This window comes from Streptomyces sp. NPDC002206 (assembly GCF_053593595.1).
In genome coordinates this window covers 941,369-965,685 of sequence record NZ_JBSFCW010000001.1, presented here as the reverse complement: position 1 = coordinate 965,685, position 24,317 = coordinate 941,369, and the positions used below count along the sequence as shown (strand labels likewise).

General features: G+C 71.4%; 21 protein-coding genes. 7 read left to right on the top strand and 14 right to left on the bottom strand.

Annotated features, from left to right (window positions below; all coding sequences use genetic code 11):
• Nucleotides 1-127: 127 nt before the first annotated feature.
• From ACWCP8_RS04540 to ACWCP8_RS04530, 3 genes are all read right to left on the bottom strand, one after another.
• Nucleotides 128-1,027: a hypothetical protein gene (locus ACWCP8_RS04540; protein WP_451114089.1), complete on the bottom strand. Its 900-nt coding sequence runs from the start codon at nt 1,025-1,027 to the stop codon at nt 128-130.
• A 215-nt stretch (nt 1,028-1,242) separates the two neighbouring features.
• Nucleotides 1,243-1,452 carry a DUF397 domain-containing protein gene (locus tag ACWCP8_RS04535; RefSeq protein ID WP_451114088.1) on the bottom strand — a complete coding sequence of 70 codons (210 nt, stop codon included), beginning with the start codon at nt 1,450-1,452 and terminating at the stop codon, nt 1,243-1,245.
• Nucleotides 1,433-2,275 carry a helix-turn-helix domain-containing protein gene (locus ACWCP8_RS04530; RefSeq protein ID WP_451114087.1) on the bottom strand — a complete coding sequence of 281 codons (843 nt, stop codon included), beginning with the start codon at nt 2,273-2,275 and terminating at the stop codon, nt 1,433-1,435. The genes ACWCP8_RS04535 and ACWCP8_RS04530 overlap by 20 nt, the downstream gene beginning before the upstream one ends.
• Nucleotides 2,276-2,388: 113 nt before the next feature.
• Here ACWCP8_RS04530 and ACWCP8_RS04525 point away from each other — a divergent pair, with 113 nt between their 5' ends.
• The 3 genes from ACWCP8_RS04525 (at nt 2,389) to ACWCP8_RS04515 (ending at nt 3,683) form a co-directional block, all read left to right on the top strand.
• Nucleotides 2,389-2,640, top strand: coding sequence for a hypothetical protein (locus tag ACWCP8_RS04525; RefSeq protein ID WP_352265984.1), 252 nt, complete (start codon nt 2,389-2,391; stop codon nt 2,638-2,640).
• Complete coding sequence (locus ACWCP8_RS04520) at nt 2,630-2,863, top strand: hypothetical protein (RefSeq protein ID WP_352265983.1); 234 nt, start codon at nt 2,630-2,632, stop codon at nt 2,861-2,863. The genes ACWCP8_RS04525 and ACWCP8_RS04520 overlap by 11 nt, the downstream gene beginning before the upstream one ends.
• A 214-nt stretch (nt 2,864-3,077) precedes the next feature.
• Entirely contained in the window at nt 3,078-3,683 is a 606-nt protein-coding gene (locus ACWCP8_RS04515) for a Uma2 family endonuclease (protein WP_451114154.1), read from the top strand.
• A 57-nt stretch (nt 3,684-3,740) separates the two neighbouring features.
• Here ACWCP8_RS04515 and ACWCP8_RS04510 read toward each other — a convergent pair whose 3' ends face one another.
• From ACWCP8_RS04510 to ACWCP8_RS04500, 3 genes are all read right to left on the bottom strand, one after another.
• Nucleotides 3,741-5,288 (bottom strand): PTS transporter subunit EIIC, encoded by a 1,548-nt coding sequence (locus ACWCP8_RS04510; RefSeq protein WP_451114086.1) that lies wholly within the window; start codon nt 5,286-5,288, stop codon nt 3,741-3,743.
• 53 nt (nt 5,289-5,341) lie between these two features.
• Nucleotides 5,342-6,319: an N-acetylmuramic acid 6-phosphate etherase gene (murQ, locus tag ACWCP8_RS04505; protein WP_352265980.1), complete on the bottom strand. Its 978-nt coding sequence runs from the start codon at nt 6,317-6,319 to the stop codon at nt 5,342-5,344.
• 62 nt (nt 6,320-6,381) lie between these two features.
• Nucleotides 6,382-7,302, bottom strand: coding sequence for a MurR/RpiR family transcriptional regulator (locus tag ACWCP8_RS04500; RefSeq protein WP_267003431.1), 921 nt, complete (start codon nt 7,300-7,302; stop codon nt 6,382-6,384).
• Between the two features lie 134 nt (nt 7,303-7,436).
• On the opposite strand from ACWCP8_RS04500, the gene ACWCP8_RS04495 reads away from it, so the two are divergent.
• Both ACWCP8_RS04495 and ACWCP8_RS04490 read left to right on the top strand, forming a co-directional pair.
• Nucleotides 7,437-7,805 carry a hypothetical protein gene (locus ACWCP8_RS04495; RefSeq protein WP_326605085.1) on the top strand — a complete coding sequence of 123 codons (369 nt, stop codon included), beginning with the start codon at nt 7,437-7,439 and terminating at the stop codon, nt 7,803-7,805.
• Entirely contained in the window at nt 7,802-8,077 is a 276-nt protein-coding gene (locus tag ACWCP8_RS04490) for a DUF4031 domain-containing protein (RefSeq protein ID WP_093779569.1), read from the top strand. Before ACWCP8_RS04495 ends, ACWCP8_RS04490 begins: the two co-directional genes overlap by 4 nt.
• A 28-nt stretch (nt 8,078-8,105) precedes the next feature.
• Here the strand turns inward: ACWCP8_RS04490 and ACWCP8_RS04485 are convergent, their stop codons facing one another.
• The 5 genes from ACWCP8_RS04485 to ACWCP8_RS04465 all read right to left on the bottom strand — a co-directional run bounded on the left by ACWCP8_RS04485 (nt 8,106) and on the right by ACWCP8_RS04465 (nt 16,095).
• A complete protein-coding gene (locus ACWCP8_RS04485; protein ID WP_451114085.1) occupies nt 8,106-9,335 on the bottom strand; it encodes a Cmx/CmrA family chloramphenicol efflux MFS transporter in 1,230 nt (409 codons plus the stop codon).
• A 95-nt stretch (nt 9,336-9,430) separates the two neighbouring features.
• On the bottom strand, nt 9,431-10,132 hold the full coding sequence (locus ACWCP8_RS04480; RefSeq protein WP_451114084.1) for an HD domain-containing protein: 702 nt from the start codon (nt 10,130-10,132) through the stop codon (nt 9,431-9,433).
• A 147-nt stretch (nt 10,133-10,279) separates the two neighbouring features.
• On the bottom strand, nt 10,280-12,991 hold the full coding sequence (fxsT, locus tag ACWCP8_RS04475) for an FxSxx-COOH system tetratricopeptide repeat protein (RefSeq protein WP_451114083.1): 2,712 nt from the start codon (nt 12,989-12,991) through the stop codon (nt 10,280-10,282).
• 5 nt (nt 12,992-12,996) lie between these two features.
• Entirely contained in the window at nt 12,997-13,410 is a 414-nt protein-coding gene (locus ACWCP8_RS04470; RefSeq protein WP_352265976.1) for a hypothetical protein, read from the bottom strand.
• A gap of 402 nt (nt 13,411-13,812) precedes the next feature.
• Complete coding sequence (locus ACWCP8_RS04465) at nt 13,813-16,095, bottom strand: heavy metal translocating P-type ATPase (protein WP_451114082.1); 2,283 nt, start codon at nt 16,093-16,095, stop codon at nt 13,813-13,815.
• 247 nt (nt 16,096-16,342) lie between these two features.
• Here ACWCP8_RS04465 and ACWCP8_RS04460 point away from each other — a divergent pair, with 247 nt between their 5' ends.
• Nucleotides 16,343-17,050, top strand: a complete 708-nt coding sequence (locus ACWCP8_RS04460) for a copper homeostasis protein CutC (protein WP_352265970.1) — start codon at nt 16,343-16,345, stop codon at nt 17,048-17,050.
• A 99-nt stretch (nt 17,051-17,149) separates the two neighbouring features.
• Here the strand turns inward: ACWCP8_RS04460 and ACWCP8_RS04455 are convergent, their stop codons facing one another.
• On the bottom strand, nt 17,150-19,240 hold the full coding sequence (locus ACWCP8_RS04455; protein WP_451114081.1) for a HelD family protein: 2,091 nt from the start codon (nt 19,238-19,240) through the stop codon (nt 17,150-17,152).
• Nucleotides 19,241-19,626: 386 nt separating this feature from the next.
• Between ACWCP8_RS04455 and ACWCP8_RS04450 the strand changes: the two genes are divergently transcribed.
• Nucleotides 19,627-19,854: a hypothetical protein gene (locus ACWCP8_RS04450; protein ID WP_352265968.1), complete on the top strand. Its 228-nt coding sequence runs from the start codon at nt 19,627-19,629 to the stop codon at nt 19,852-19,854.
• A 100-nt stretch (nt 19,855-19,954) separates the two neighbouring features.
• On the opposite strand, the gene ACWCP8_RS04445 is transcribed toward ACWCP8_RS04450, so the two are convergent.
• The gene (locus ACWCP8_RS04445) at nt 19,955-21,598 is read right to left on the bottom strand and encodes a DNA repair helicase XPB (RefSeq protein WP_352265967.1); all 1,644 of its coding nucleotides are present in this window, start codon (nt 21,596-21,598) and stop codon (nt 19,955-19,957) included.
• A 225-nt stretch (nt 21,599-21,823) separates the two neighbouring features.
• Nucleotides 21,824-24,283 carry a helicase C-terminal domain-containing protein gene (locus ACWCP8_RS04440; RefSeq protein WP_352265966.1) on the bottom strand — a complete coding sequence of 820 codons (2,460 nt, stop codon included), beginning with the start codon at nt 24,281-24,283 and terminating at the stop codon, nt 21,824-21,826.
• Nucleotides 24,284-24,317: the final 34 nt, after the last annotated feature.

The window sequence follows — 24,317 nt, the reverse complement described above, 5'->3', positions numbered from 1 at the left end:
CGTTGACCGCCCAGCGGGCCCGACACCGAGCGGTGTCGGGCCCGCTGCGGTGACACGGCCGCCCCGGCGCGCAGCCACCTGCAGACCGACGCCTGCGGGCCCGGAGTTCGGAGTCGCGGCCGCGGCGTCACGTGATCACGTCCTGCCTCTTGGGGCGGGGGGCCATCGCGGCCCGCACCTCGGCCATCCGGTTGCGGACCCCGTCGGCCGGGATCCCGCGGCTGCTCGCCGGTGCGGAGGTCTGCGCACCCCGGCATGGCCCGCACTCGCCGCCGGGCAGTGTCTCCGCCCGGCCCGGTGTGCCGCATTTCGCGCATTCCAGGACCCGTAGCGCGGCGGACGGTGTGGACGGAGCGACCCGTTCGGGTGGCAATTTGGTGGTCAGGCGGCTGCGGACCAGTGCCGCCGCATGATGCACCGGGACCGGCAACCCGTCGGTCAGCGCGTGCAGCAGCTGTGCCTCGGTGGCGCCCCGGTCGAACCACGCCGTGACATACGGCTCCAGCGTTGCGCAGTCCGTCGACGACAGGCTCAGCGCGGGTGCGGTGCGGCCGAGTGCGGCCAGCAGGACGAATGCCCGGGAACGGGTCGGCCGCCGTTCTTCCGGCGGTGCGTCGCCCCTGGTGAACGCAGCCCACCAGTCGTCGTCGCGAGGCGTGCGGGAGAAGAACGTACGCGTCACCCAGCGTGCGCTGCCCGAGCCGATGACGTGCTCGCTGCCCCGGCGCAGATGCCCGGCCCGCTGGAGGTTGTTCAGCGCGGTCCGCAGTGCGCACTGCCCGTACGGCAACACCTTGGCCAGCGTCTTCACGGCGATGTCGGCGCCGTCCGGCAGCCGGTCGACATAGGCGGCGACGGCGGCCTCACGCGGCGGAAGGTGCGCGAAGTCCTGTGCGGTACGGGGTCGTTGGCCGGACGCGGACCGCTTGCCGTAGCCCGGGTTGGCCATCGGGTGCGGCGGTGTGTGCGGGCTGTGCGGGGGTACGTGCGGTGCGCACGAGGCAGCACTAAGCTGGCTGTCAGCCATGGGATCGCCCTTTTCGATCTTGCTGGTCAGACCCCTGTTCGGTGTTCCCGCACCGGCAGGGGTCGTTCGTTATTCGGAACGCTAGAGCGTCGCGACCTTGCGTGGCAAGCCGGTCACGAAAAGTGAACTTGGCTGCTGGGGAGGGTGGGTGGGTTGAAGCCCTCCACCCATTCCTTGAAAAGAGCGCTCGGCGTACGGGGCTTGAGCCCCGGGCCTCAGCTGCGCTTGAGATCCGCGATGAAGGACGACCACGCCGCCGTTCGGAAGACGAGCGCCGGGCCGTCCGGGACCTTGGAGTCGCGGACGGGGACGATGTCGGGGTGGCCGTCCGCGACTTCCAGGCAGTCCCCGCCGTCTCCGCCGCTGTGTGAGGACTTGTGCCAGGTTGCTGCGGCCAGGTCATAGTCAGAACTGCTGAGCTTCATGGGCGTGATCCTCCGCCACCGACTCGATCAGGGCCAGGGACGCTTCCGGTGACAATGCGCTGGCCACCACCAGATCGTAGGTCAGTTCGTAGTGCCTGACGGTTGCGGGATCATCCTGCAACTTCCCTGTACCCAGGCCCTGAAGGTAGACGAGCGGGGGCGCGTCATCGAAGGACATCAGCTTGAGCGGGCCTTGCATGGCCATGTGCGCGCCCGAACTGAACGGCAGTACCTGCACGATGATCCGGTGTTCACGTGCCAGCTTCAGTACGTGATTGAGCGCCTCTGCCATCACTGCCGGTCCGCCGGCCTCCCGACGTAACGCCGCCTCGTCCAGAACCGCCCAAACCAAGAAGGTTGTTGGATCGGACAGCAGGTGCGCCCGCTCCAGCCTCGCCGCGACCAGATCGTCGATCACGTTCTCCGGAGCTGTCGGCTGGTATGCGCGGAACACCGCCCGTGCGTACGGCTCCGTCTGCAACAGCCCGGGGATCAGCTGCGGCGCGTACTCCTTGATGGTCCTCGCGACGGCCTCCGCCTCCGCCGCCTCCGCGAAGTGGTCCGGGTACTTCGACTTCTTCAGGGCGACGCAGTTCCGCACGAAGAACCCGTCCGTCGTCAGGACTTCGTCGAACTTCTGGGCCTGGTCCAACTGCATCCGGCGTGTACCGGACTCCAGTTGGCCGATGAACGAGCCGCTGACGAAGAGCGGGAGCCCGAGTTCTTCCTGTGAGAGGCCGGCGCTGTCCCTCCGATGGCGGAGTTCGGCGCCGAGAAGGGCGCGGGGCGAGGAGGACGGGTCGAGTTTCTTGGGGCCCGGCATGGCAACTCCCTGTGACACACCTGCGGTTGTTGGACCTGCGCCACTTCCAGACTAGTCGGGCGTCGGACACGCTGGGTAGGCATTGCGATTACCGAGCGTGGAAGGTGTGCAGGATGACCAGTACGGAGCGACGACGGGTTGCCGCCGGAAGAGTGCAGGAGGCGGAGGACGCGGTGGAGACGCTGAGACAGGGGTTGAAGGGCGTGGAGCTCACGCTGCCGTCGTTGCGGATCGATCCGGTGTCGTGCGCGGGGAACGAGCCCGCGCCGCTGGTGGATCTCGGGCGCTGCAACATCGACACGGCGCTGCGGCTGAGCGCCGTTCTGGAGAAGAAGTGTGACGGGGAGGCCGGTCATGGCGGGTGAGGGACTCGAACCGTGTACGCCGAAGCCCGGGACGTACGCGGTGGACGCGCGGGACGGGCGGGTGGGACGCGTGATGGGGCGCGTCGGACCGTACGTGCAGCTGCGTCCGCCGGGCGGTGGGGCCGAGTGGGACTGTCCACCGGAGTCCGTGCAGCCGGCCTCGCCCGGGGACGTGCTGCGGGCCAGGGTCAAGGAGGTCAACCGGGAGGGGCGGCTGCCGTGAGAGACGTGGGGGGTGGCGCTCGGGACGGGCGCCGGCCGCCGGTCGGCTTGTTGTCTTACGGGGCGGGGGGCTTCCCGTACGAGCGTCGAGGTCCAGGGGCAGCGGGGGGATCCGTGCGTTCGTCACTCGGTCGTGGGGCGCTGACGGAAGCGGCATGCCGCCGCAGACCGTCGATCTGCGCTCCTTTGTCAGGCCACAGGAGAAGGGACCCGCGATGACCGCCGCGATGGTCGAGAACGGCCAGGCCTCTGAGGGCCGCCCGTGGGACTACCTGCTGCAGACATGGCGTGAACTGGACGTGCCCGAGGGGTGGCGCGCCGAGATCGACGAAGGGCAGATCGTCTTGGCACCTCCGCCTCATGCGCATCACAACGGTATTGCCGCCAAAGTGCAGCGCAGGCTCTACGCAGATCTGCCCGAAGAGCTGGAGATCTATCAGACCCTCGGTGTCCACGTGGCCCCGCTCGACAAGCTCTATGTGCCGGACCTTGTGGTCATGCCTTCGGAGCTGATCGATACTGCCGACCCGGAGTCCAGCGATCCGATGGACGTGTCGGAAGCCCTGCTCATCGTCGAGATCACCGCGAAGGGAAATGCCCGGGACGACCGGACGAAGAAGTACCGCGCCTACGCGCGCGCGGGCGTGCCGCTGTACCTGCTGATCGATCGGTTCGACACGCGTGGGGCGATGGCCACCCTGTTCACGGAGCCCAACGAGGACGGGACGTACAAGCGCTCCGACGCCGTGCCGTTCGGGAAGCCGCTCACACTCCCCGAGCCCTTCGGCACGACGCTGCTCACCGCGGACTTCCCGACGTGACCGGGCAGCAGTGAGGGCGGCACCCGTGCGGGTGCCGCCCTCTGTTGCGTCATGGGATCAGGCGCGGGCCGGCTCCGGTGCCGGGTCGGTGACCGGGGCGGCCGGGGTGCCGGTTGCGGCGACCGTCGAAACCGCCGGCTCCTGCGACACGTTGAACTCCGCCAGCAGGTCCTTGCTGAAGCCGAAGAAGTACGTGGCGACGAAGCCCGCCAGGTAGCCGACCAGCAGGCCGCCCGCGTAGATCGCGATCGTCGTGCCCAGGCCGTGGTTGCCGTCGAGGAGCGGGAACAGGGCCCAGCCGGACGGGCCGATCGCCGTGGAGCCGACCGCGCTGCCGAGCTGGTTGAAGAAGCCGACGAACGCCCCGCCGAACGCACCGCCCACGCACGCCGTGATGAACGGGCGGCCGAGGGGGAGCGAGACACCGTAGATCAGGGGCTCGCCCACGCCCAGCAGACCGGCGGGGAGCGCCGACTTGATGGTCCTGCGGATCGACTCGTTGCGGGGGAGACGGAGGTAGACCGCGAGGGCCGCGCCGACCTGGCCCGCGCCCGCCATGGCGAGGATCGGGAGAAGGACCGTGTAGCCCTGCTGCTCGATCAGGGTGGTGTGGATCGGGATCAGCGCCTGGTGCAGACCCAGCATGACCAGGGGGAGGAAGAAGCCTCCGAGGACCAGACCCGCGCCCGCACCGCCGTTGGACAGCAGCCAGTTGGCGAAGTCGCCGATCGCGGTGGAGACCTCACCGGCCACGTACATCAGGCCGAAGATCGTCACCAGGCCGGAGATCAGCACCGTCAGCGTCGGGGTGACCAGGACGTCCAGCGCCTCCGGGACCCAGCGGCGGCACCACTTCTCCACGTACACCGCGAGGACCGCCGCGCCGAGCGCGCCCAGCACACCGCCCTGGCCGGGGGAGAGCTTCTGGCCGAAGGCCTCGATGTCCGCGACGCCGGGGAAGACGATGATCGCGGCGACCGCACCGCCGAGGATCGGCGTGCCGCCGAACTCCTTCGCCGTGTTGTAGCCGACGAAGACGGCGATCAGCGCCATGAAGCCGGACGCCATTGCGCCGAGCGCGGGCGTCACCGACGTCAGCCAGCCCAGGTTCTTCAGCAGGCCGTTGAGACCGGCGATGATGCCGCAGCCGATGAGGGCCGGGATCAGCGGTACGAAGATGTTCGCGATCTTCCGGAGGAAGAGCTTGAACGGGGTGGCGTTCTTCGCCTTCCGCGCCGCCTTGATCGCGGCGCCCTGGGCGGCGAGTTCGGCCGCGGTGGCGGTGGCGGTGGCGGTGGCAGTGGCCGGCTCGGCCGCGGTGGCCGGTCCGGGGGCGGCTTCGCGGCCCTCCCGCACCAGCTGTTCGAACTCCGGGGTGACCCGGGCGACGGTGCCCGGACCGAGGACGATCTGGTACGTGTCGTCCTCGACCACACCCATGACGGCGGGGAGCGCCTTCAGGGCCTCGTCGTCGACGAGCGAGCGGTCGTGCAGGCCCAGCCGGAGCCGGGTCATGCAGTGGACGACGGAGCTGACGTTCGCGGCGCCACCGACGAGCGGAAGGATCGCGGCGGCAGTGGCGCGGTTCTTGTCTTCTGTAGCCATGGTGCGTGGTGCCTTGCTGTGCGGGGGGTGTCGGAGCGGTTCCCCGGATGGGGTCAGGTGGTGGTGCGTGGTGCGGCCGCGAGGGCGGCACGGAGGTGGCCGTCGGACGCGGACAGGAGTGTGGCGGCGGTGGGACCGTCGACCCGGCCGAGGATGGTGAGGATCGCGTTCTTCACCTCGCCGTCGGTGGCGGCGAGCGCGGCCTCGATCTCCTCGTCGGATGCGCCGGTGGCGAGGGCGACGATCCGGCGGGAGCGGGCGCGCAGCTTCTCGTTGGAGGCGCGGACGTCGACCATGAGGTTTCCGTACGTCTTGCCGAGCCGGATCATCGTGATCGTCGACAGCATGTTGAGGACGAGCTTCTGCGCCGTACCGGCCTTCAGCCGGGTCGAGCCGGTGAGCAGCTCGGGACCGACGACGATCTCGACGGGGTGCTCGGCCGCGGCGCCGAGCGCCGAGTCCGCGTTGCAGGACAGGCCGATGGTCAGCGCGCCCTTGGCGCGGGCGTGCTCGACGGCCCCGATCGCGTAAGGCGTACGGCCGGAGGCGGAGATGCCGACCACCGTGTCGTCGGGGGTGAGGTCCAGGGCGTCGAGGTCGGCGGCGGCCAGCTCCTTGCTGTCCTCGGCGCCCTCGACGGCCGTGATGATCGCGGACGGTCCGCCCGCGATCAGGCCGATGACCTCGGACGGGTCGGTGTTGAACGTGGGCGGGCACTCGCTGGCGTCCAGGATGCCCAGCCGGCCGGGGGTGCCCGCGCCCGCGTAGATCAGCCGGCCGCCACGGGCCATGCGGGCGGCCGTGCCGTCGATCGCCGCTGCGATCTCGGGCAGCCGGGCGGCGACGGCGGTCGGGACGGTCCGGTCCTCGCCGTTCATGATCCGGGCGATCTCCAGCGTGTCCAGCCGGTCGATCTCGGCGAGCTCGGGCCGGAAGGCCTCGGTGGTGAGGGTGGCGAGCTCGGCGCGCAGCTCCCCGTACTCGGAGTCCTGGCCGGGCGTCGCGGCGTTGGCGTCGGTGGTGGAGGTCATGGACAGCGGCTCTGCTTTCTCGATCTCGTGTCTCGTGCGGTTCAGCGGGTACGGCGTTGTGGTCAGCGGGTGCTGCGAGGGGTGTGCCGGTGGGCGAGCGCCTCGTAGGAGGCGGCCAGCGCCGGGGCGGCCGTCTCGTACGTCCGCTGGGCGACGCCTATGAACAGGCAGTCCACGACGAGCAGCTGGCTCGTACGGCTCGACATCGCGGCGGGGCGCAGTTCGCTCTCACGGGCGGTGGACGTCGTCAGCACGTGGTCCGCGTACTGCGTCACCGGGCCGTCGGGGCGGCCGGTGATCGCGATCGTCGTCGCCCCCTGGTCGAAGGCCACCCGGAGCGGTTCGATCACATCGACCGTGGAGCCGGAGTGGGTGATCGCGATCGCCACATCGCCGGAGCGGAGCTGCACGGCATTGGTCACAGCCAGGTGCGGGTCCATGTGGGCGTGCGCGATCAGGCCGATCCGGAGCAGCTTCTGCCCCAGGTCCTGGGCGACGAGGGAGGAGGCGCCGACGCCGTAGATGTCGATCCGGCGGGCGGTCGACGCGGCGGCGACGGCGGCACCGAGCTGTACCGTGTCGAGCCCGGCGGCCGTGTCGGCGAGGGTCTGCTGCTCGTCGAAGGCGAGCTTGGCGACCACATCGGCGATCGGGTCGTCGACCGCTATGTCCGCCGTGACCGCGGGGGCGCGGCCGGACTGCTGGTGGGCGGCGAGCCCGGCCAGGGCGAGGCGCAGATCCCGGTAGCCGGGGTAGCCGAGGAGGCGGGCCGTGCGTACCACGGTCGCCTCGCTGGTGCCGGTGAGCTCGGCGAGACCGGTGACCGTCAGGGCGGCGCAGCCGGCGGGGTCACCGGCGACGGCTTCGGCGACCCGCTGCATGGAGCGGGTCATGGACGGCGCGAGCGTCCGCACCTTGGCCGCGAGGGCGGCCGGTGCGGGCGGAGAATCACCGCTGAAACTTTCCTTCAGGTCATTGGTCACATTTGAAAGATATTTTCAACCCTGCGACCCGTCAACCCCTCTTTGGTCCCGACCTCTGGCGGTGCCGAGAATCTGTCTGTGCCGAAGGCCGTCTTACGGCGAAGGCCGGTCGGGTGCGGGGTGAGAATGACTCCATGGAGTTGAACCGCCTGGAGCAGGCGCTGCATACCGCCCGCGCGCTGGTGATGGCCGATCTCGCCGCCGGCGACGTCGCCGAGGCCGAAATCGTCTCCCTCGTCGAGGACGCGGTGACGCACCGGCGCTGGTGGGTCGAACAGTGGCCGGACGGCGTGGAGTACCTGGTCGGCCTGGTCGCCCAGGACGTCCAGGACGCGCTGCTGGAGCGATACGGCCGGTGGCCGCTCTGCCCGGTCTGCGACGCCGGCGACCCGCACGCTCTCGACGTCGAACCCGAACTGGGGCCGGACCCGCGCTGGGTATGCACCAAGGCGACCGTGATGGTGGCGCGCGTCGGCGCGCTGAGCGGGGTGCTGCGCCGGTGACGGTCTATATCGACCCGCCGGACTGGCCGGGTCACGGACGCCTCTGGTCGCACCTGGTCAGCGATGTCTCGTTCGAGGAGCTGCACGCCTTCGCCGCCTCGATCGGCTGCCCGCCGAAGGCCTTCGAGCGCGACCACTACGACGTACCGGAGACCCGGTACGCGGACGCGGTGCGGGCCGGGGCCCGGGAGATCGGCTCCAAGGAACTGGTGCGACGGCTGACGGACGCCGGACTGCGACGCCCCAAGGGACGCCCGGTTCCCGGCAGCTGAACGGATGCGGCCGACGCGGCCGCCGGGGTCACACCGCCGGGGCAGGTGCTTCCACAGATGCCTCCGGCGAAGCCGCCGCCGCTGCGGGCGAACCGGTCACCCGGCGCGACCTGCCCCCGCCCTGCAGCCGCAGCGACCACACCACCCCCACCAGCGCCAGCACCGTCATCGCCGCGCCCGCCCAGGCCGTCGCCGCGAACCCGAAGTCCGCGTCGATCACCGTGCCGCCCAGCCAGGGGCCGCCCGTGTTGCCCAGATTGAACGCGGCAGTCGTCGTCGCACCCGCCAGGGTCGGGGCCGCGCCCGCGATGTTGAACATCCGGGCGTTCAGCGCCGGGGCCGTGTAGAACGCCGACAGGCCCAGCAGGAACGCGAGCGCGACCGCGGCGACCTGGTTCGAGGCGAACAGTGCCAGCGCGACCAGGAAGACCGTCGACGCCGCGATGCCGCTCATCAGCACCCCGAAGAGGTGCGCATCCGCGACCCGGCCGCCGATCGTCGTACCGATCAGCGCACCGATCCCGAACAGCGCGAGGACCGTCGGCACCCAGCCCGAGTCCAGCCCGGCGACATCCGTCAGCAGCGGCGCGAGATAGCTGAACGCGCAGAAGACCCCGCCCGCCGCAAGCGCCGTGACCACGATGGACAGCCACACCTGACGGTCACGGTAGATGGACATCTCCCGCTTGAGCTGCGGCTTCTCCGCAGGGAGCGGGATGCGGGGGATCAGCGTCGCCACACCGGCCAGAGCCACCGCCGACGCCGCACCGACCGCCCAGAACGCCGACCGCCAGCCGAGGTTCTCACCGAGGAACGCCCCCAGCGGTACGCCGAGGACGTTCGCGATCGACAGCCCGCCGATCATCACGGCCATCGCTCTGGCCCGCGCGTTCACCGGCACCATCGCGATGGCGACCGCCGCACCGACGGCCCAGAACCCGGCGCACGCGAAGGCGCTCACCACACGGGACGCGAAGAGCACCTCGTACGTCGGAGCGAGCGCACCCGCGACCTGCCCGAGGCCGAAGACCGAGATCAGTGTGATGAGGGTGGTCCGGCGCGGCAGCCGGAGCGTGGCCACGGCGAGCAGGGGTGCGCCGATCACCATGCCGATGGCGAAGGCGGATATCAGGAGCCCGGCCCGGGGGATCGACACATTCATGTCGTCGGCGATCGGCGGCAGCAGCCCGGAGAGCATGAACTCGCTCGTACCGAGGGCGAAAACCGAGAGCCCCAAAATGTATACGGCCAAGGGCATACGGGTGCGATGACGAACGGCAGAGTCGGGCATGACAGGTGCCAACGACGATGCAGTCCGTTACATTCCCGTATCGGCGGATCGTGCCGACTGTCTCAACGGGTGAGCAGCTCGAGCTCCGTCAGCAGGTTCTGCCGGGCGCGCGGCTCCCACTCCGCGATCCCGTGCGGCGTACGGAACAGTCGCGGCAGCCCCAGCAGTTGACGCAGTACGGCTGCCCGGCCGTCCCGGAACGCGTCGTCGGGGACGAAGCCGTACTCCTCCCGTACCTGCGCCGCGTACTCCGCGTACTCCTTGGGGGCGGCCGCCAGGATCGCCAGATCCGCGTCGCACAGCACCTCGCCGTTGGTGTCGCCGGCCGCGGGGTCGTGAGTGACGGTGAGTCGGACCAGCCGCGCCACTTCGGCGGTGATGTCGTCCGGGACACCGGCCTCGGGCAGGGCGCGCTCGGCCAGAGCGGCGCTGCGTTCCTCGTTCTCGGAGCGGTCCGGGCGATACACCGCGTCGTGGAACCACGCGGCGAGGCGGACGGCGTCCGGGGCGGCGGCGTGGCCGGCCAGTGTGTCGATGCGGTCGAGGACCGCCGTCAGATGGGCGGTGGTGTGGTATCGGCGCTGCGGTTCGGCCCAACGGGCCAGCAGGTTGTCGGCGTACGGCACGGGGTCGGGACCGCCGGAGCCGCCCCGGGCGCCGGCGAGTGCTTCCTGCCAGCGGCCACGGAGGACATCGGCGGCAGTTCCTGCCTCGTGAACGCTGCCCGCCCCGGGGGCACTGCTTTCGCGCGAGCTGTCGGTCATGGGACGACCCTAGATGACCACCTCCAGTCGGGTCGGTGATCGTCGGCGGTGAGGCCGCAGGGCGGACGCGAACGGCCGGGCGCCCACCTGTTCGGACCCCGCCGAATGCGCAGCTGAGCCAGAGCGGCCTTGGGTGGGAGGGGTCCGTCAACTGCCGTTCACGAGAACCCGCCAGGATCCGGCCCCGTTGTACGGAGGCACCCTCACGATCAACCCGCGGCGCAGGCGCGCCGAGGTGGTCCGTACGGCGCGCGACCGCGCATGGTCCGCGCCCAGCGCCCGCACGGAGTCGTGGAACGCGCGCTCGCACACCGCGATCGCGTGCAGCAGATCGCCCGCCGCGGCGTGGGCGAGCGCCAGATCGCGGCGAGTGGTGATGGTCCGAGGGTGGTCGTCGCCAAGGACGCGTACGCAGTCGGCGAGCGCGCGCTCCGACAGCTCGACCGAGCGGCCGGCGCGGGCGAGATTGCTCCGGGCGAGGAGCGTGTCCGGGTGGTCGTCGCCGAGGACGCGCTCCGAGTCGGCGACGACCGACTCCCATAGCGCGGTGGCCCGTCCCAGGTCACCCGCGTCGAGCAGGGCGCCGGCCAGATTGCTGCGGACGAGAAGGGTGTCGGGGTGGTCGGCACCCAGCAGGCGCTCGGAGTCGTTGAGGACCGACTCCCACCGTGACCTGGCCTCCTCGCGGTCGCCTGCCTGCGACAGCGCGTCAGCCAGATTGCTGCGGACGAGGAGCGTACGGGGGTGTTCGGGACCGAGCACCCGCTCCGAGTCCGCCAGCGTGTACTCGTACAGCTCGATGGCGCGTGGCAGGTCGCCGGTGTCCTGCAAGGCGCCGGCCAGATTGTTGCGCGTGGTGAGGGTGTCGGGGTGGGTGGCGCCGAGGAGGTTTTCCCGGTCGGCGAGTGTGCTCTCGTACAGGGGGAGGGCGCGGGTCAGATCGCCCGCCGCCTCGTAGGCGGTGGCGAGATTGTTCCGGAAGAGGAGCGTCCGGGGGTGATCCTGGCCCAGCACTCGCTCGGCGTCGGCGCGGGTGGCTTCGAAGAAGGGAATCGCACGTCCGAGATCGCCCGCGTCGCGGTAGCCGCTCGCGAGATTGTTGCGGGAGATCAAGGTCTCCGGGTGGTCTCGGCCGAGAACCCGTTCCCGATCGGCCAGAGTGCGTTCGTACAGCGGGATCGACCAGTCGACGCGACCCGAGTCGCGGTACGCGTTGGCGAGGTAGTTGCGGGTGGAGAGGGTGTCCGGGTGGTCGCCGCCAAGCACGCGCTCGCGGTCGGCGACGGTCCGTTCGTACAGAGGGATCGCCCGGCGGAGATCCCCGGCGGCGCGGTAGATGTTCCCGAGCTGGTTGCGGGTGGAGAGGGTGTCGGGGTCGTCGCCCCCGAGTACGCGCTCGCGGGCGGCGAGGGCTCGTTCGCTGTAACGCGCGGCCTGGGGGACGTGGCCCTGGTCCAGCAGGAAGCGGGACATCTCGTGAAGGACGGCGGCGATGTCTGCGGTGTCCTCGTCGTGCGGCACCAGCTCGATGAAGGCTTCGATGTGCGGGCGAAGGCTTCGCCAACTGGGCCACTGGGGGACAGCGATGGACGCGGCGCCGGATTCCCCGTCGGTCCCCCCGCCCGGCAGGCTGTCCAGAAGGATCCTCGCCGCCCGGTCTCTTGCCACCGAGATCGCCTCCTCCGTACGCAGTGGGTCGGCGGGGTCCGCCGTGCGGGCCACCGCCTGGACCAGGCGGTGGACGCGAAGGTTGGGTGGTGCCAGGGTGATCATGCTGTAGCTGGCGAGGAGCGCCAGCGCGTCGTCCACCGCCAGGAGATCGTCGTCGATTGTCGTGATGAGGTCCTGCGGCAGTCGGTCCGGAGCGAACCAGGCCAGGGTGCGCAGGATCTCCACGGCGAGCGGGTCCCGATCGGCGATGGTGCTGAGCGTCACGCGCCAGACGCGAGCGATGGTGCGCTGGTCGGTGCTGCCCGCGTAGGCCGTGGCGAACATGCGGGCCGGGTAGCGCCGCACCCGTTCCAGATACGCGGCGAAGGTGATTGCGTGGTTGTGGATATACGAACCGGCCTGCTCCAGTGCGAGCGGCAAGTGCCCTAGTTCCGTTGCAAGTTCGGCCACGACCGGCTTGTCGCTCACGGCGTGACTGCCGGCTGTGCGAGTCAGTAGCTCGGCGGCGTCGCTCGGGCTGAGCACATCGAGGCGGAGCGGCGCAGCCAGATGGTGCCAGCCCGCCGTGCGGCGGCTGGTGATCAGATGGCGGCCGGTGTCGAGTTGGCTGATGACCGGCGCAAGGTGGCTCGGGTCGTCCGCGTTGTCGAACACCACGAGCCAGCCAGGATGCGTCTGGAACCAGGTGATCGCCCATTCGGCCAGCGCGTTGGTGGTGGCCGGGGCCGCGAGGTCGGGCAGCAGGCGGCTGGTGAGCGCTGCGAGCCCGGCCGTGATGGCGTCCGGATTGTCGGCGGTGATCCACCACACCGTCGTGTACTCGGCCCTGTACCGGTGGGCGTACTGCAACGTAAGGCTCGTCTTGCCGACGCCACCGAGACCGACCAGGATCCGCGTGACGGGTTCGCTCTCCGCCGCGAGCGCCGTACCGATCCTGATGACATCGTCGTCGCGGCCGACGAACAGGGCGCTGGGAGGGCGCGGCAGGTTGTGGTTGTGCTGACCACGGGGTCCCGCGACGGTCTGGGCCGGGGGGAGTTGGACGGCGGGGGCCGTGTAGATGGTGGCCCCCGGGCCTGTGCTGATGATCCCCGTGTTCGTGTCCAGGGCGACGGCACGCTCGCCGGACGCCTCCCAGCGCGGGGAACCGATCTGTCCGGGGCCGTCGGGCGACTGCACGGGAATCATGGCGCTCACCGCTGGATCTGGGCGTTGCTTCCGGTGCTGATGACCCCGGAGTTGTGCTGGACGGCGACCGAGCCGTCGCCCGAGGCCGTGAAGGACACCGGGGACTGGGAGAGCAGGCGCGTGATGTCCGCCGTGAGCTCGGCGTCGGCGAGTAGCGCCCTCTTGATCTGGACCCGGAGCATGGCCTGGAAGTCCTCGTCCCCGGGGGCTTCCGCCGCCTCCGCCACCGCTCGGTCGAACCGGTCCGAACCGTCGGCGCCTTCCTGGCTCCCCCGGATGCGCTGCAGGATGCGCTGGCCCAGCGTGACCGTGGCATCCGCGCTCGCGTCAGCGGCGCGGGTCAGTACAGCAGTGCCGTAGGCGCCGACCGCCGCTGTGACGTACGGCGCGATCTCGCCGGCGACTGTCAGAGCATCCACGTTTCCCCCAACTCGCCCACCGAGGCAGGCTGCACGCGACCATGACGAACCCATGATGCCAGCACGACCCCCGCGCCCGTGCGGGGTCGGGCCCAGTGCGATGCGCGGACTCCGCCCGCGAGGCCGCGCCCCCAAACCCGCCCGCCCACAACGGACCGGCCCCCTGGAGGGCCGTCGCCGAGCGGGAAGCGAAAACGGGAACCCAGTGCATCCAAAACCGTTCGGGATGCGCCCAGTACGCAGCAGTGGGTCCAGGATTCACTTACGCGCACCGGTCAGGAACGGTTACCCGGTCGTCGGGGTCGTGGACGAGACCGCGCTCGCGGGGGCGGCACAGGCGGCGCCGGGCACGCGGGTGCGGTTCGTGAGCGCGGGCTGAGCACCGGCCCCGCGGAGCCGGTGCTACGCCGCCGCGCGGAACCCCCGCAGCCGCAACGAGTTGCCCACCACGAACACCGACGAGAACGCCATCGCCGCCCCCGCGATCATCGGGTTCAGCAGCCCCGCCGCGGCCAGCGGCAGCGCCGCCACGTTGTACGCGAACGCCCAGAACAGGTTCGTACGGATCGTCCCCAGCGTCTTCCGCGACAGCCGGATCGCGTCCGCCGCCGCCCGTAGGTCCCCGCGGACCAGGGTCAGGTCGCCGGCCTCGATCGCCGCGTCCGTGCCCGTGCCCATCGCCAGGCCCAGGTCCGCCTGGGCCAGCGCCGCCGCGTCGTTGACCCCGTCGCCGACCATCGCGACCGAACGGCCCCGGGCCTGCAGCCGCTTGATGACATCGACCTTGTCCTCGGGCATGACCTGCGCGTACACGTTGTCCCGGTCGATCCCGACCTCTGCCGCGACCGACTCCGCCACCGCCCGGTTGTCCCCGGTGAGGAGGATCGGTGTCAGACCGAGAGCCCGCAGCCGTGCGATCGCCTCCGTGCTGGTGTCCTTCACCGCGTCGGCGACCTCCAGGACGGCCCGCGCCTCGCCGTCCCATGCCACCGCGACGGCCGTCCGTCCGGCCGATTCCGCCGCCGCCTTCTTCCGGGCCAGTTCCTCAGGCAGGTGGATCTCCCACTCGGCGAGCAGCTGCTCACGGCCGACGAGGACGGCGTGACCCTCGACAACACCCTGGACGCCGAGTCCCGCGAGGTTGGCGAAGTCCTGGACGGCGGGAAGGGCGGCCCCGGTCCGCTCGCGGGCGCCGGCGGCGACCGCCTGGGCGATGGGGTGCTCGGAGGCGTGCTCCAGGGCGCCGGCCAGCCGCAGCACCTGCGCCTTGTCCGCCGTGTCCGCCGCCACGTGGACGTCCAGCAGTGTCATCCGGCCGGTCGTGACCGTGCCGGTCTTGTCGAGGACGATCGTGTCGACGCGGCGTGTGGTCTCCAGGACCTCGGGCCCCTTGATCAGGATGCCGAGCTGGGCGCCGCGCCCCGTGCCGACCATGAGGGCGGTGGGCGTGGCGAGGCCGAGGGCGCACGGGCAGGCGATGATCAGTACGGCGACGGCGGCGGTGAACGAGGCTGTCAGGCCCGCCCCGTTGCTGAGCCAGAACCCGAGCGTGCCGAGCGCGAGCACGATCACGACGGGCACGAACACCGCGGAGATCCTGTCGGCCAGCCGCTGGGCCGCCGCCTTGCCGTTCTGCGCGTCCTCGACGAGCTTTGCCATCCGTGCCAGTTGGGTGTCGGCGCCGATCCGTGTCGCCTCGACGACGAGCCGGCCGCCCGCGTTGAGCGTGGCACCGGTGACGGCGTCACCGACGCCGACCTCGACCGGCACGGACTCGCCGGTGAGCATCGACGCGTCCACCGCCGAGGCGCCTTCGACGACGGTGCCGTCGGTGGCGATCTTCTCCCCGGGGCGGACCAGGAACCGGTTCCCGACCTGCAGCTCAGCTGTCGGCACGGTCACCTCGCGGCCGTCCCTCAGCACGGTGACCTCCTTGGCACCCAGCTCCAGGAGCGTCTTGAGTGCCGCGCCGGCCTTCCGCTTGGAGCGGGCCTCGAACCAGCGGCCGGCCAGGATGAACGCGGTGACTCCGGCCGCGGCCTCCAGATAAATGTTCCCGGCGCCGTCGCTGCGGCCGATGGTCAGCTCGAAGGGGTGCGTCATCCCCGGCATCCCGGCCGTGCCGAAGAACAGCGCCCACACGGACCACAGGAACGCGGCCGATGTGCCGACGGAGATCAGTGTGTCCATCGTCGCCGCGCCGTGCCGGGCGTTGGTCCAGGCGGCGCGGTGGAACGGCCAGGCGGCGTAGGTGACGACGGGGGCGGTCAGGGTCAGTGAGAGCCACTGCCAGTACATGAACTGCAGCGCCGGGATCATCGCCATCGCGATCACCGGGACGGCGAGCACGACGGCGGTGAGCAGCCGCTGCCGCAGCGGGCGGAGCGCGTCGGCCCCGTCCTCGGCGGCGGGCGTGGACTCCTCGGTGCGTACCGGAGGCGCGGGCTCCTGCGCCGTGTAGCCGGTCTTCTCGACGGTGGCGATCAGGTCCTGCACGGACATGTCCTCGCCCCGGTAGCTGACCTTGGCCTTCTCGGTGGCGTAGTTGACGGTGGCGGTGACGCCGTCCATCCGGTTGAGCTTCTTCTCGATGCGGGCCGCGCACGATGCGCAGGTCATGCCGCCGATGGAGAGCTCGACCTCTGCGGTGGTGCCGGTGCCGGTTGCGGCGGTGTGCGCGGGCACGGTGTCCTCCCTGGCAGATATATACCCCTAGGGGGTATCTGATACTGATGCATGTATACCCCCCACCCCTATGAAGCGCAAGGGTGGATCCGATGCCGGGCCGCGGACCCGGGCGTGTCCGGCCGTCGGGCACCCCTCTGACCTCGCGTATCTTCACGTCCGCAGGGAAGCTGCGCCTTCAGCCGACTGACCCGTAGGCTGGCCATTGGACTAGACCTATAGCTGTTTACTGGAGGAATGGGGTCCCATGAGCAACCGTGCAGTCCTGGAGGTGATCGCTCTCGACGCGGAGGACGCGGTCGCTGCCCAGGCGGGTGGTGCAGACCGGCTCGAGCTGGTCACCGACATGGCGGCGGACGGACTGACCCCGTCCTGCGCGACCTTCGCGAAGATCCGTGCCGCAGTCGACATCCCGCTGCGGGTGATGCTCAGAGTGGCGGACGGCTTCGCGGCCGGTGACATCGACGTACTCGTACGGAAGGCGCGCGAGCTGCGGGCCGAGGGCGCCGAGGAATTCGTCCTCGGCTTCCTGGACGCGCAGGGCCACGCGGACCTCGTGGCCGTCGAGCGGCTCGTCGCCGAGCTGGACGGCTGCAGTTGGACGTTCCACCGCGCGATCGACCGCGCCACTGACCGGGACGCCCTGCGCAAGCAGCTGGCGGACCTGCCCGGCCTCGACACGTACCTCACGGCCGGATCGGCGCTCGGCGTCGACGACGGCATTCCGGTGCTGCTCGTCGAGGCGGCACGGAAGGGCGAGCCCGGCTACGAGCCGCAGATCCTGGTGGGGGGCGGGCTGCGGCTCGAACACCTGCCGGAGCTGCTGGCCGCGGGCATCGACGCAGTGCACATCGGGGGTGCGGCGCGACCCAAGGGATGGGACGCGCCGGTGGACGAGGCAGCGGTACGGGAGTGGCGGGCGCGGCTCGACGGACAGGACGGCTCACCGGCGTGACCGGGTCCGTCCTCAACCTCCCCCATGGCCTCAAGGGCCTGGGGAGACCCCCTGGACGGGCCGGAGAGCCGAACCCGTCCGGCGATTGAGGCTCGGCGGCTACCGGGCGGCCCCGGTACCCCCGAGCGCCTCCGGCAACCCCGCCGCGTGCACCACCGTCAATCCCGACACCGCACGGGTCAGCGCCACATACAACCGGCGCAGGCCCGTGCGTTCGTCCGGCTCGCCGTCGACCACCGCCGCCGGCTCGTCCAGCACCACATAGTCGTACTCCAGCCCCTTCGCCAGCGACGCCGGGACCAGCGTCAGCCGGGACTCGGCCGTCGTCTCCTCGCCGGGGGACAGATACGAGTGCCCCGCCGCCGTCAGCGCCTCGGCCAGCGCCGGGATCCGGGCGTCAGCCGCGATCAGGCCGATCGACCCCTCCTGCGTCAGCGACTCCTCGCAAGCCGCGAGCACCGCCGCGTCCAGAGCGGCCGGGCCGGCCACTTCGCGTACCGCCAGTGAACCCGGCGACTCACGCACCGACTCCACCTCCGCGAGACCCGGCGAGATCACCGGCAGCAGCCGGGACGCGTACGCGATGACCTCCCTCGGCACACGGAAGCCCGCCGTCAGCTCCTCCACCACGGCGTCCGCCTTGCCCAGGTGGTGCAGCGCCTGCGCCCAGCTCTCCGTCGACCACGGCGTCGTCCCCTGCGCCAGGTCGCCGAGCACGGTCGCCGAACCGGTCGTGCAGCGGCGGCCCACCGCCCGGTACTGCATGGGGGAGAGGTCCTGCGCCTCGTCGAGGACGACATGGCCGAGCGAGTGCGTACGCGCCACCAGATCGCTCGCCTCGTCGATCAGCACCGCGTCCGCCGCCGACCACTTCGCCGACTTCACGCTCCGGGCCGGCTTCGTCCACAGGATCGTCTTCTGCTCGTCCTCGGTGAGCAGCCCGTCCGCGTGCGCGGCCAGGAACTCCGGGTCGCAGAGCAGTCGCAGCACCAGCTTTGCCGGGTCGACGGCGGGCCAGATCGCCTTCACGGCCGCCTTGACCGCGGGAGTGCGGGCCACTGCGTTCTGCACCCGGTCGTCGGGGGCCTCACCGGCCTCCTCCATCCGTACCAGGACGGCGTGCGCGATGCGCTGCGGAAGCGCCTCGTGCGCCGCGCCGTACCGCATGTCGCGGGCCAGCAACTCGGTGACCATCTCCTCCAGTTCGTACGCGGGCACCCGCCAGCGGCGCGAACCGCGCACCACCATCACCGGCTCCGTCGGCAGCGTCACATGCGAACGGATCGCCCGCCGCAGCACCTCCGCCATCCGGGCGTCCCCCTTGACGACGGCCGCCTCCGCCGCGTCCGAACCCCGCACCTCGACATGCGCCGCCACCAGATCGTCGACGGTCGCCTGCTTCACCTCCAGCTCACCGAGGGCCGGGAGCACCTGCTCGATGTAGTGGAGGAACGACCGGTTCGGCCCGATGACCAGCGTGCCGGTGCGGGCGAGCCGCTCGCGGTGCGCGTACAGCAGATACGCGACCCGGTGCAGGCCGACGGCGGTCTTGCCGGTTCCGGGCCCTCCCTGCACGCAGACCGTCCCGCCGAGCCCGCTGCGGACGATCTCGTCCTGCTCGGGCTGGATCGTCGCCACGATGTCGCGCATCGGACCGACGCGCGGCCGCTCGATCTCCGCCTGCAGCAGTTTGCTGGTCTGCGCGGCTTCGGTGGGGTCGCTGAGGTGCTCGTCCTCGTACGCGGTCAGCTCGCCGCCGGTGTATCCGAAGCGGCGGCGCTGTCCGACGTCCTGCGGGTCCTTCTTCGAGGCCCGGTAGAACGGCTGCGAGACGGGCGCACGCCAGTCGATGACCATCGGATCGCCGTCGGCGTCATGGACATGTCGCCGCCCGATGTAGAACTGCTCTCCCTCCGCGCCCTCGGCCTGTTCGGCACCGACCGGGTGCAGATAGTCGAGGCGGCCGAAGAAGAGCGGGGTGTGGGAGAGGTCGGCGAGCGACTTGATGCGTTCGTCGATCTGGGCCTGGAGGACGGCGGCGTTGACCCAGTTCGCGGTGACATCGCGGATGTCGAGGGCCTGGGCGTCCTCACGCATGGCGCGCAACGCGGCCCGGGACGCCGCGAGATGGGCGCGCTCGCGAGCCAGCGGATCGGTGGTGGTGTCGCTTTCGTGTTCGTGCGCGGGCACGGTGTTGCCTCCGGCTTTTCAACGCAGGACGGCGGCCCGCAGCTCGCTCCCGGTTACGGCCAGGGGGCGATGCGGTCCGCTCGAGGATCGATCACGGGGTACGCACGCAGGTGCACGTACGACTGTCGGCCGGTTTCCGTCCGGTCGGCGGCGCTCCCCCGGCTGCCGGCGACGAGCCGGTACCACGGTGCGGGAGGCGGGCAGACCGGCGATTGTATCGACCGCGATCGGCGGGGTCGAACGAATTGAGCTGCCCGGCCCACCCCGGTCCCTCCCCCGCCCCATCCCGTAGGGGACGGCATGCGACCGGAGGCCTATGCGAAGACCACGGGGATTCCGTCCGCGGGCCGATGCCTTTACGGGACGGGCGCAGGACCATGGATTACATGAGCACCGCCAGCCTGAACCCACACGGGACCGGCCCCGCGCACGGCGCGACGGCCGCCACCGGTCACCCGCCCACCCACCACGTCGGCGACGCCGTGCGCGCCGTGAAGGTTTTCGCACGCGCCGCGTTCGACGTGGCCGTCCTCGGCGAGTACGCGGAGGAGGCGGGCGTCCTCCGCCGCGACCATCGAGAACAGCACGACCACTCCGCACGCCGCGAACACTGAGTACGGCGGGGCCACCGAGCTCGCGCCACCGCTCCGGTACGAGCCTCCGGCGCGGAGGCGACGAGCCCGGCCCCCGCGCCGGACCGCTCGGTTCAGCTGCTCAGTTGTCCGTCAGTAGCTCGTCCGCGTCCACGATCCGGTACGCGTACCCCTGCTCGGCCAGGAACCGCTGGCGGTGTGCCGCGAAGTCCTGATCGATCGTGTCGCGTGCGACCACCGAGTAGAACCGGGCCTCGTGCCCGTCCGCCTTCGGCCGCAGCACCCGGCCGAGCCGCTGTGCCTCCTCCTGCCGTGAGCCGAACGTGCCCGACACCTGGATGGCGACGGTCGCCTCCGGCAGGTCGATCGAGAAGTTCGCGACCTTCGACACGACGAGGACGCTGAGCTCGCCCTGGCGGAACGCCTCGAAGAGCTTCTCGCGCTGTGCGTTGCTCGTCTCGCCCTTGATCACCGGGGCGTCCAGATGCTCGCCCAGCTCGTCGAGCTGGTCGATGTACTGCCCGATGACGAGGGTCTGCTCGCCCCGGTGCTTGCGTACCAGCGCCTCCGTCACCTTCCGCTTCGTCGCGGTCGTCGCGCAGAACCGGTACTTCTCCTCGGCCTCGGCGGTCGCGTAGGCCAGCCGCTCCGAGTCCGTCAGATTGACCCGGACCTCGACACAGTCGGCAGGCGCGATGTACCCCTGCGCCTCGATCTCCTTCCACGGCGCGTCGAACCGCTTGGGGCCGATCAGCGAGAAGACGTCCGACTCGCGGCCGTCCTCCCGGACGAGCGTCGCGGTGAGGCCGAGCCGCCGCCGGGCCTGCAGGTCGGCGGTGAACTTGAAGACGGGTGCGGGCAGCAGATGCACCTCGTCGTAGATCACCAGGCCCCAGTCGCGGGAGTCGAACAGCTCCAGATGCGGATAGACGCCCTTACGGCGGGTCGTCAGCACCTGGTACGTGGCGATGGTGACCGGCCGGATCTCCTTGCGCGTACCGCTGTACTCGCCGATCTCGTCCTCGGTCAGCGACGTCCGCTTCACCAACTCGTGCTTCCACTGCCGGGCCGAGACGGTGTTCGTCACCAGGATCAGCGTGGTCGCCTTGGCCTCCGCCATCGCACCGGCCCCGACCAGCGTCTTGCCCGCACCACAGGGCAGTACGACGACACCGGAGCCACCGTGCCAGAACCCCTCGACGGCCTGCTTCTGGTACGGCCGCAGTGCCCAGCCGTCCTCGGCCAGCTCGATCGGGTGCGCCTCGCCGTCGACGTACCCGGCGAGGTCCTCGGCCGGCCAGCCCAGCTTCAGCAGCGTCTGCTTGATCTGACCGCGCTCGGACGGGTGCACCGCCACGGTGTCCGGGTCGATCCGGGCCCCGACCAGCGGCTGGACCTTCTTCGACCGGAGGATCTCCTCCAGCACGGGCCGGTCCGTGGAGGTCAGCACCAGGCCGTGGACCGGATGCTTGGAGAGCGTGAGGCGGCCGTACCGGGCCATCGTCTCGGCGATGTCGACGAGCAGCGCGTGCGGTACCGGATAGCGCGAGTACTGCACGAGCGCGTCGACGACCTGCTCGGCGTCGTGCCCGGCGGCGCGTGCATTCCACAGCCCGAGGGGGGTCAGCCGGTAGGTGTGGATGTGCTCTGGCGCCCGCTCCAGTTCCGCGAAGGGCGCGATCGCGCGACGGCAGGCATCGGCCTGGCCGTGGTCGACTTCCAGGAGCAGTGTCTTGTCGCTTTGGACGATGAGGGGTCCGGTCACGCGTCTCGGCCCTTTCTACGTGGTGCGGCCGCCCGTGCGGCCAAACGTCCAGTGTGCCCCATGCGAGGTAGGTGGCGCGTAGGTGTCGACGAGCGGGATGTCCGGCCACTCGCTCGCCGTCCGGGTACGGGACGTGTCCTGGCCCGCGGGTGACCCATGCCGCTGCCGGGGATACGGCCCCGGAGCAGCCGCGCCGGCGGTGGCTCGTCCCGCTGGGCCGGGAGGTCAGGTGGTGGCGTCGTCGGCCAGTTCGGCGACGCCGGTGATCCGGTGCAGCGGGTAGGTGCGGACCTCGTCCGCCGTGTGGTCGTACGCCGTCACGAAGCCGCCCTCCACCCGGACCGGGGCGATGACCCGCTGACTGGCCGCGCCCTCCGCGTTGACGTACCCGATCCACACCGCGGAGCCCGTCATCGCCGCCGCCTGGACCGTGGCGAGGGTCTCCGCGGACGTCGTGCGGGGCAGCGAGCCGGCCGTGGCGGCGGTGGTCCCGTCCGTCTCCTTGTGGACGACCGTCGCGGCCGTGTCCCCGGCGCGGATCGCCCGTACCGCCGCGCCCAGCAGCGTTCCGCCGGGTACCGGCGGGCCCTCGGGGACAGGGGCGGGCGGTGTACGGGGCGGGGTGCGGCGGGTGCCCGCGCGGGTGATCAGGACGTCGCCCTCGGCGGACTCGGCGGCCGGGGCGTAGCCCATCTCGCGCAGCCCTTCGAGCAGGGACGCCGGGTCGATCTGGGCGGCCAGTGCCGTCGGTGCGAGGCGGCGCAGGCGCAGGGTGGCCGAGCGTCTGTCGGCGAGGATCTCGTTGAGCACGGCCTCGTCGTCGCAGCGTACGTACGCGGACGCGGCGCCGATCCGCAGATGGCCGTGACGGCGGGCGACGTCGTCGATGAGGTAGCTGAGGGGCTGCGGGACCGGCGTTCGGCTGTGTGCGGCGAGGAACGCGTGCAGATCGGCCGCGGACTGTCCGGCGTCCAGCGCGCGGCGTACGGAGCCCGGCGTGAACCGGTAGACCGTCGCACCACCCTTCGACTCGATGTCCGCGAGGGCGGACAGCGTGTCGGCGAGGGGGCGTTCCAGCGGGCCGGGCGCGACGGCCGTCAGGTCGGCCTGGAGCAGGACGTGGTCGAGGGGTTCCGGGATGAGCGGGGCGAGCAGTGCGGCGGCCTTCGCCGGTCCGGAGTCGAGCAGGGCGCGGGACTGGGAGGAGAGCGCGCCGCGGCCGGTGATGCCGAGGAGTTCGGACTCGTTCAGCGTCCACAGGGCGATCCGGGACCGCAGGTCGGTGGTGTTCCCGGCGGACGTGGAGGCGCCGCGCAGCGGCCGTTCCCAGCGGAGCCGGGCGAGCAGCGTCTCCGGGTCCGGGGCGGTGCCGGGGTCCAGCGAGGCGAGCAGGGCCAGGATGCGGCGGCGTACCTCGGGGGCGGCCGAGCGGTCGAGTTCGGGGCCGAGCGCGGACAGCGCCCGGCCCTTGGCGTCCTGGCCGCCGACCAGGCCGGCGGTGCGGGTGGCGGTGAGCCAGGTGGTGGCGAGGTGCACCCAGCGGTCCTGGACGGGGAGTTCGGTCCAGTCGTCGTACGCGGGCGTCGGCGCGTACCGCTCGTCGGCCTCGCCGTCGGAGGCCAGCAGCCCGGCCGCGTAGGCGAGTTCGAGCCAGAACGCGGCGATCGGCTCGGACACGTCGAGGACGGCCGCGATCCGCTTCAGCTCGCGGACGCTGAGGCCGCCGGCGCGCAGTATCGGTGGGCCGCCGCCGTTCCAGCTCGTCAGGAGTTCCTCGACGGTGGACACCGCCAGGAACGCCTGGCCCGCCGCCGCACTGTCCACAGCCTGGGGATCGCGCGTCGCGGCCGCCACGACGGCGGGCGGCAGCGGCTCCGGTACGCGGTGGGCGCGCCCCGCCCGCAGATGCAGGGCCGCCTCGCGCGGCAGGACGACCGTGCGCGTCGACACGGGCAGCAGCAGCCCGCGGTCGCGCAGCCACTTCACGGGCGGCGTCGGGTTCGGGGTCACCTCCCCGTACGGCGGGCCCCACACCAGCCGGTCCAGCACCGACAGGGCCTCGACGGGGGCGGTGTCGAGCAGCTCGTCCATCCTGGTGCGGTCGGTGAAGAGCGCGGACAGGGAGGCCACGGCGGAGACCGGGTCATGGGTGGCGGGCAGCCCGGCCGCCGCCAGGATCTCCTGGAGCCGGCCCGGCGACATGCCGGCCGTGGCCTCGGCGACGGTCGGCCCCAGCCCGGTGGGGGAGGGGTGCTGCGGGGACGGGGCAAGGAGTTCGCGCGCGGTGCGCACCAGCCGCAGCCGGTCGTTCTCGCCCCAGACGAGGGCCTGTTCGCGCAGGGTCGCGAGGGCGCCGGGTGCCGCGCTCCGGATCGCCGTACCCGCGTCGTCGCGGGCCGCGCCGTCGTCCTGGCCGTCGCCGGTGAGCAGGGCGAGCAGAGTGTCGTACGGGGCCGGATCGGGCGCGACGGCAAGCGCCTCCGCGGTCTGCAGGGCGAACCGGTCGAGGTGCTCCAGCGCGCGTACGACAGAGGCCCGGGTGCCGGCTCTCGTCGCCAGCTGGGTGATGTCGATCGGTACCGGAGACAGAAGATCGGGGCGGGCGCGGAGCAGCCCGGCCAACGACTCGTCGTCCCGGGCGCGCAGAGCTTCGGCGAGCGTCCGCGGTGGTGTGGTCATCCCCATCCGTCCCACGGTAGTCGCTCCGGACAGGCCCGAG

Excerpts from the sequence above, each read along its gene's own strand:
- ACWCP8_RS04540 (WP_451114089.1), bottom strand. The coding sequence starts at position 1,027 with ATGGCTGACAGCCAGCTTAGTGCTGCCTCGTGCGCACCGCACGTACCC.
- ACWCP8_RS04535 (WP_451114088.1), bottom strand. The coding sequence starts at position 1,452 with ATGAAGCTCAGCAGTTCTGACTATGACCTGGCCGCAGCAACCTGGCAC.
- ACWCP8_RS04530 (WP_451114087.1), bottom strand. The coding sequence starts at position 2,275 with ATGCCGGGCCCCAAGAAACTCGACCCGTCCTCCTCGCCCCGCGCCCTT.
- ACWCP8_RS04525 (WP_352265984.1), top strand. The coding sequence starts at position 2,389 with ATGACCAGTACGGAGCGACGACGGGTTGCCGCCGGAAGAGTGCAGGAG.
- ACWCP8_RS04520 (WP_352265983.1), top strand. The coding sequence starts at position 2,630 with ATGGCGGGTGAGGGACTCGAACCGTGTACGCCGAAGCCCGGGACGTAC.
- ACWCP8_RS04515 (WP_451114154.1), top strand. The coding sequence starts at position 3,078 with ATGACCGCCGCGATGGTCGAGAACGGCCAGGCCTCTGAGGGCCGCCCG.
- ACWCP8_RS04510 (WP_451114086.1), bottom strand. The coding sequence starts at position 5,288 with ATGGCTACAGAAGACAAGAACCGCGCCACTGCCGCCGCGATCCTTCCG.
- murQ (WP_352265980.1), bottom strand. The coding sequence starts at position 6,319 with ATGACCTCCACCACCGACGCCAACGCCGCGACGCCCGGCCAGGACTCC.
- ACWCP8_RS04495 (WP_326605085.1), top strand. The coding sequence starts at position 7,437 with ATGGAGTTGAACCGCCTGGAGCAGGCGCTGCATACCGCCCGCGCGCTG.
- ACWCP8_RS04485 (WP_451114085.1), bottom strand. The coding sequence starts at position 9,335 with ATGCCCTTGGCCGTATACATTTTGGGGCTCTCGGTTTTCGCCCTCGGT.
- ACWCP8_RS04480 (WP_451114084.1), bottom strand. The coding sequence starts at position 10,132 with ATGACCGACAGCTCGCGCGAAAGCAGTGCCCCCGGGGCGGGCAGCGTT.
- fxsT (WP_451114083.1), bottom strand. The coding sequence starts at position 12,991 with ATGATTCCCGTGCAGTCGCCCGACGGCCCCGGACAGATCGGTTCCCCG.
- ACWCP8_RS04460 (WP_352265970.1), top strand. The coding sequence starts at position 16,343 with ATGAGCAACCGTGCAGTCCTGGAGGTGATCGCTCTCGACGCGGAGGAC.
- ACWCP8_RS04450 (WP_352265968.1), top strand. The coding sequence starts at position 19,627 with ATGAGCACCGCCAGCCTGAACCCACACGGGACCGGCCCCGCGCACGGC.
- ACWCP8_RS04440 (WP_352265966.1), bottom strand. The coding sequence starts at position 24,283 with ATGGGGATGACCACACCACCGCGGACGCTCGCCGAAGCTCTGCGCGCC.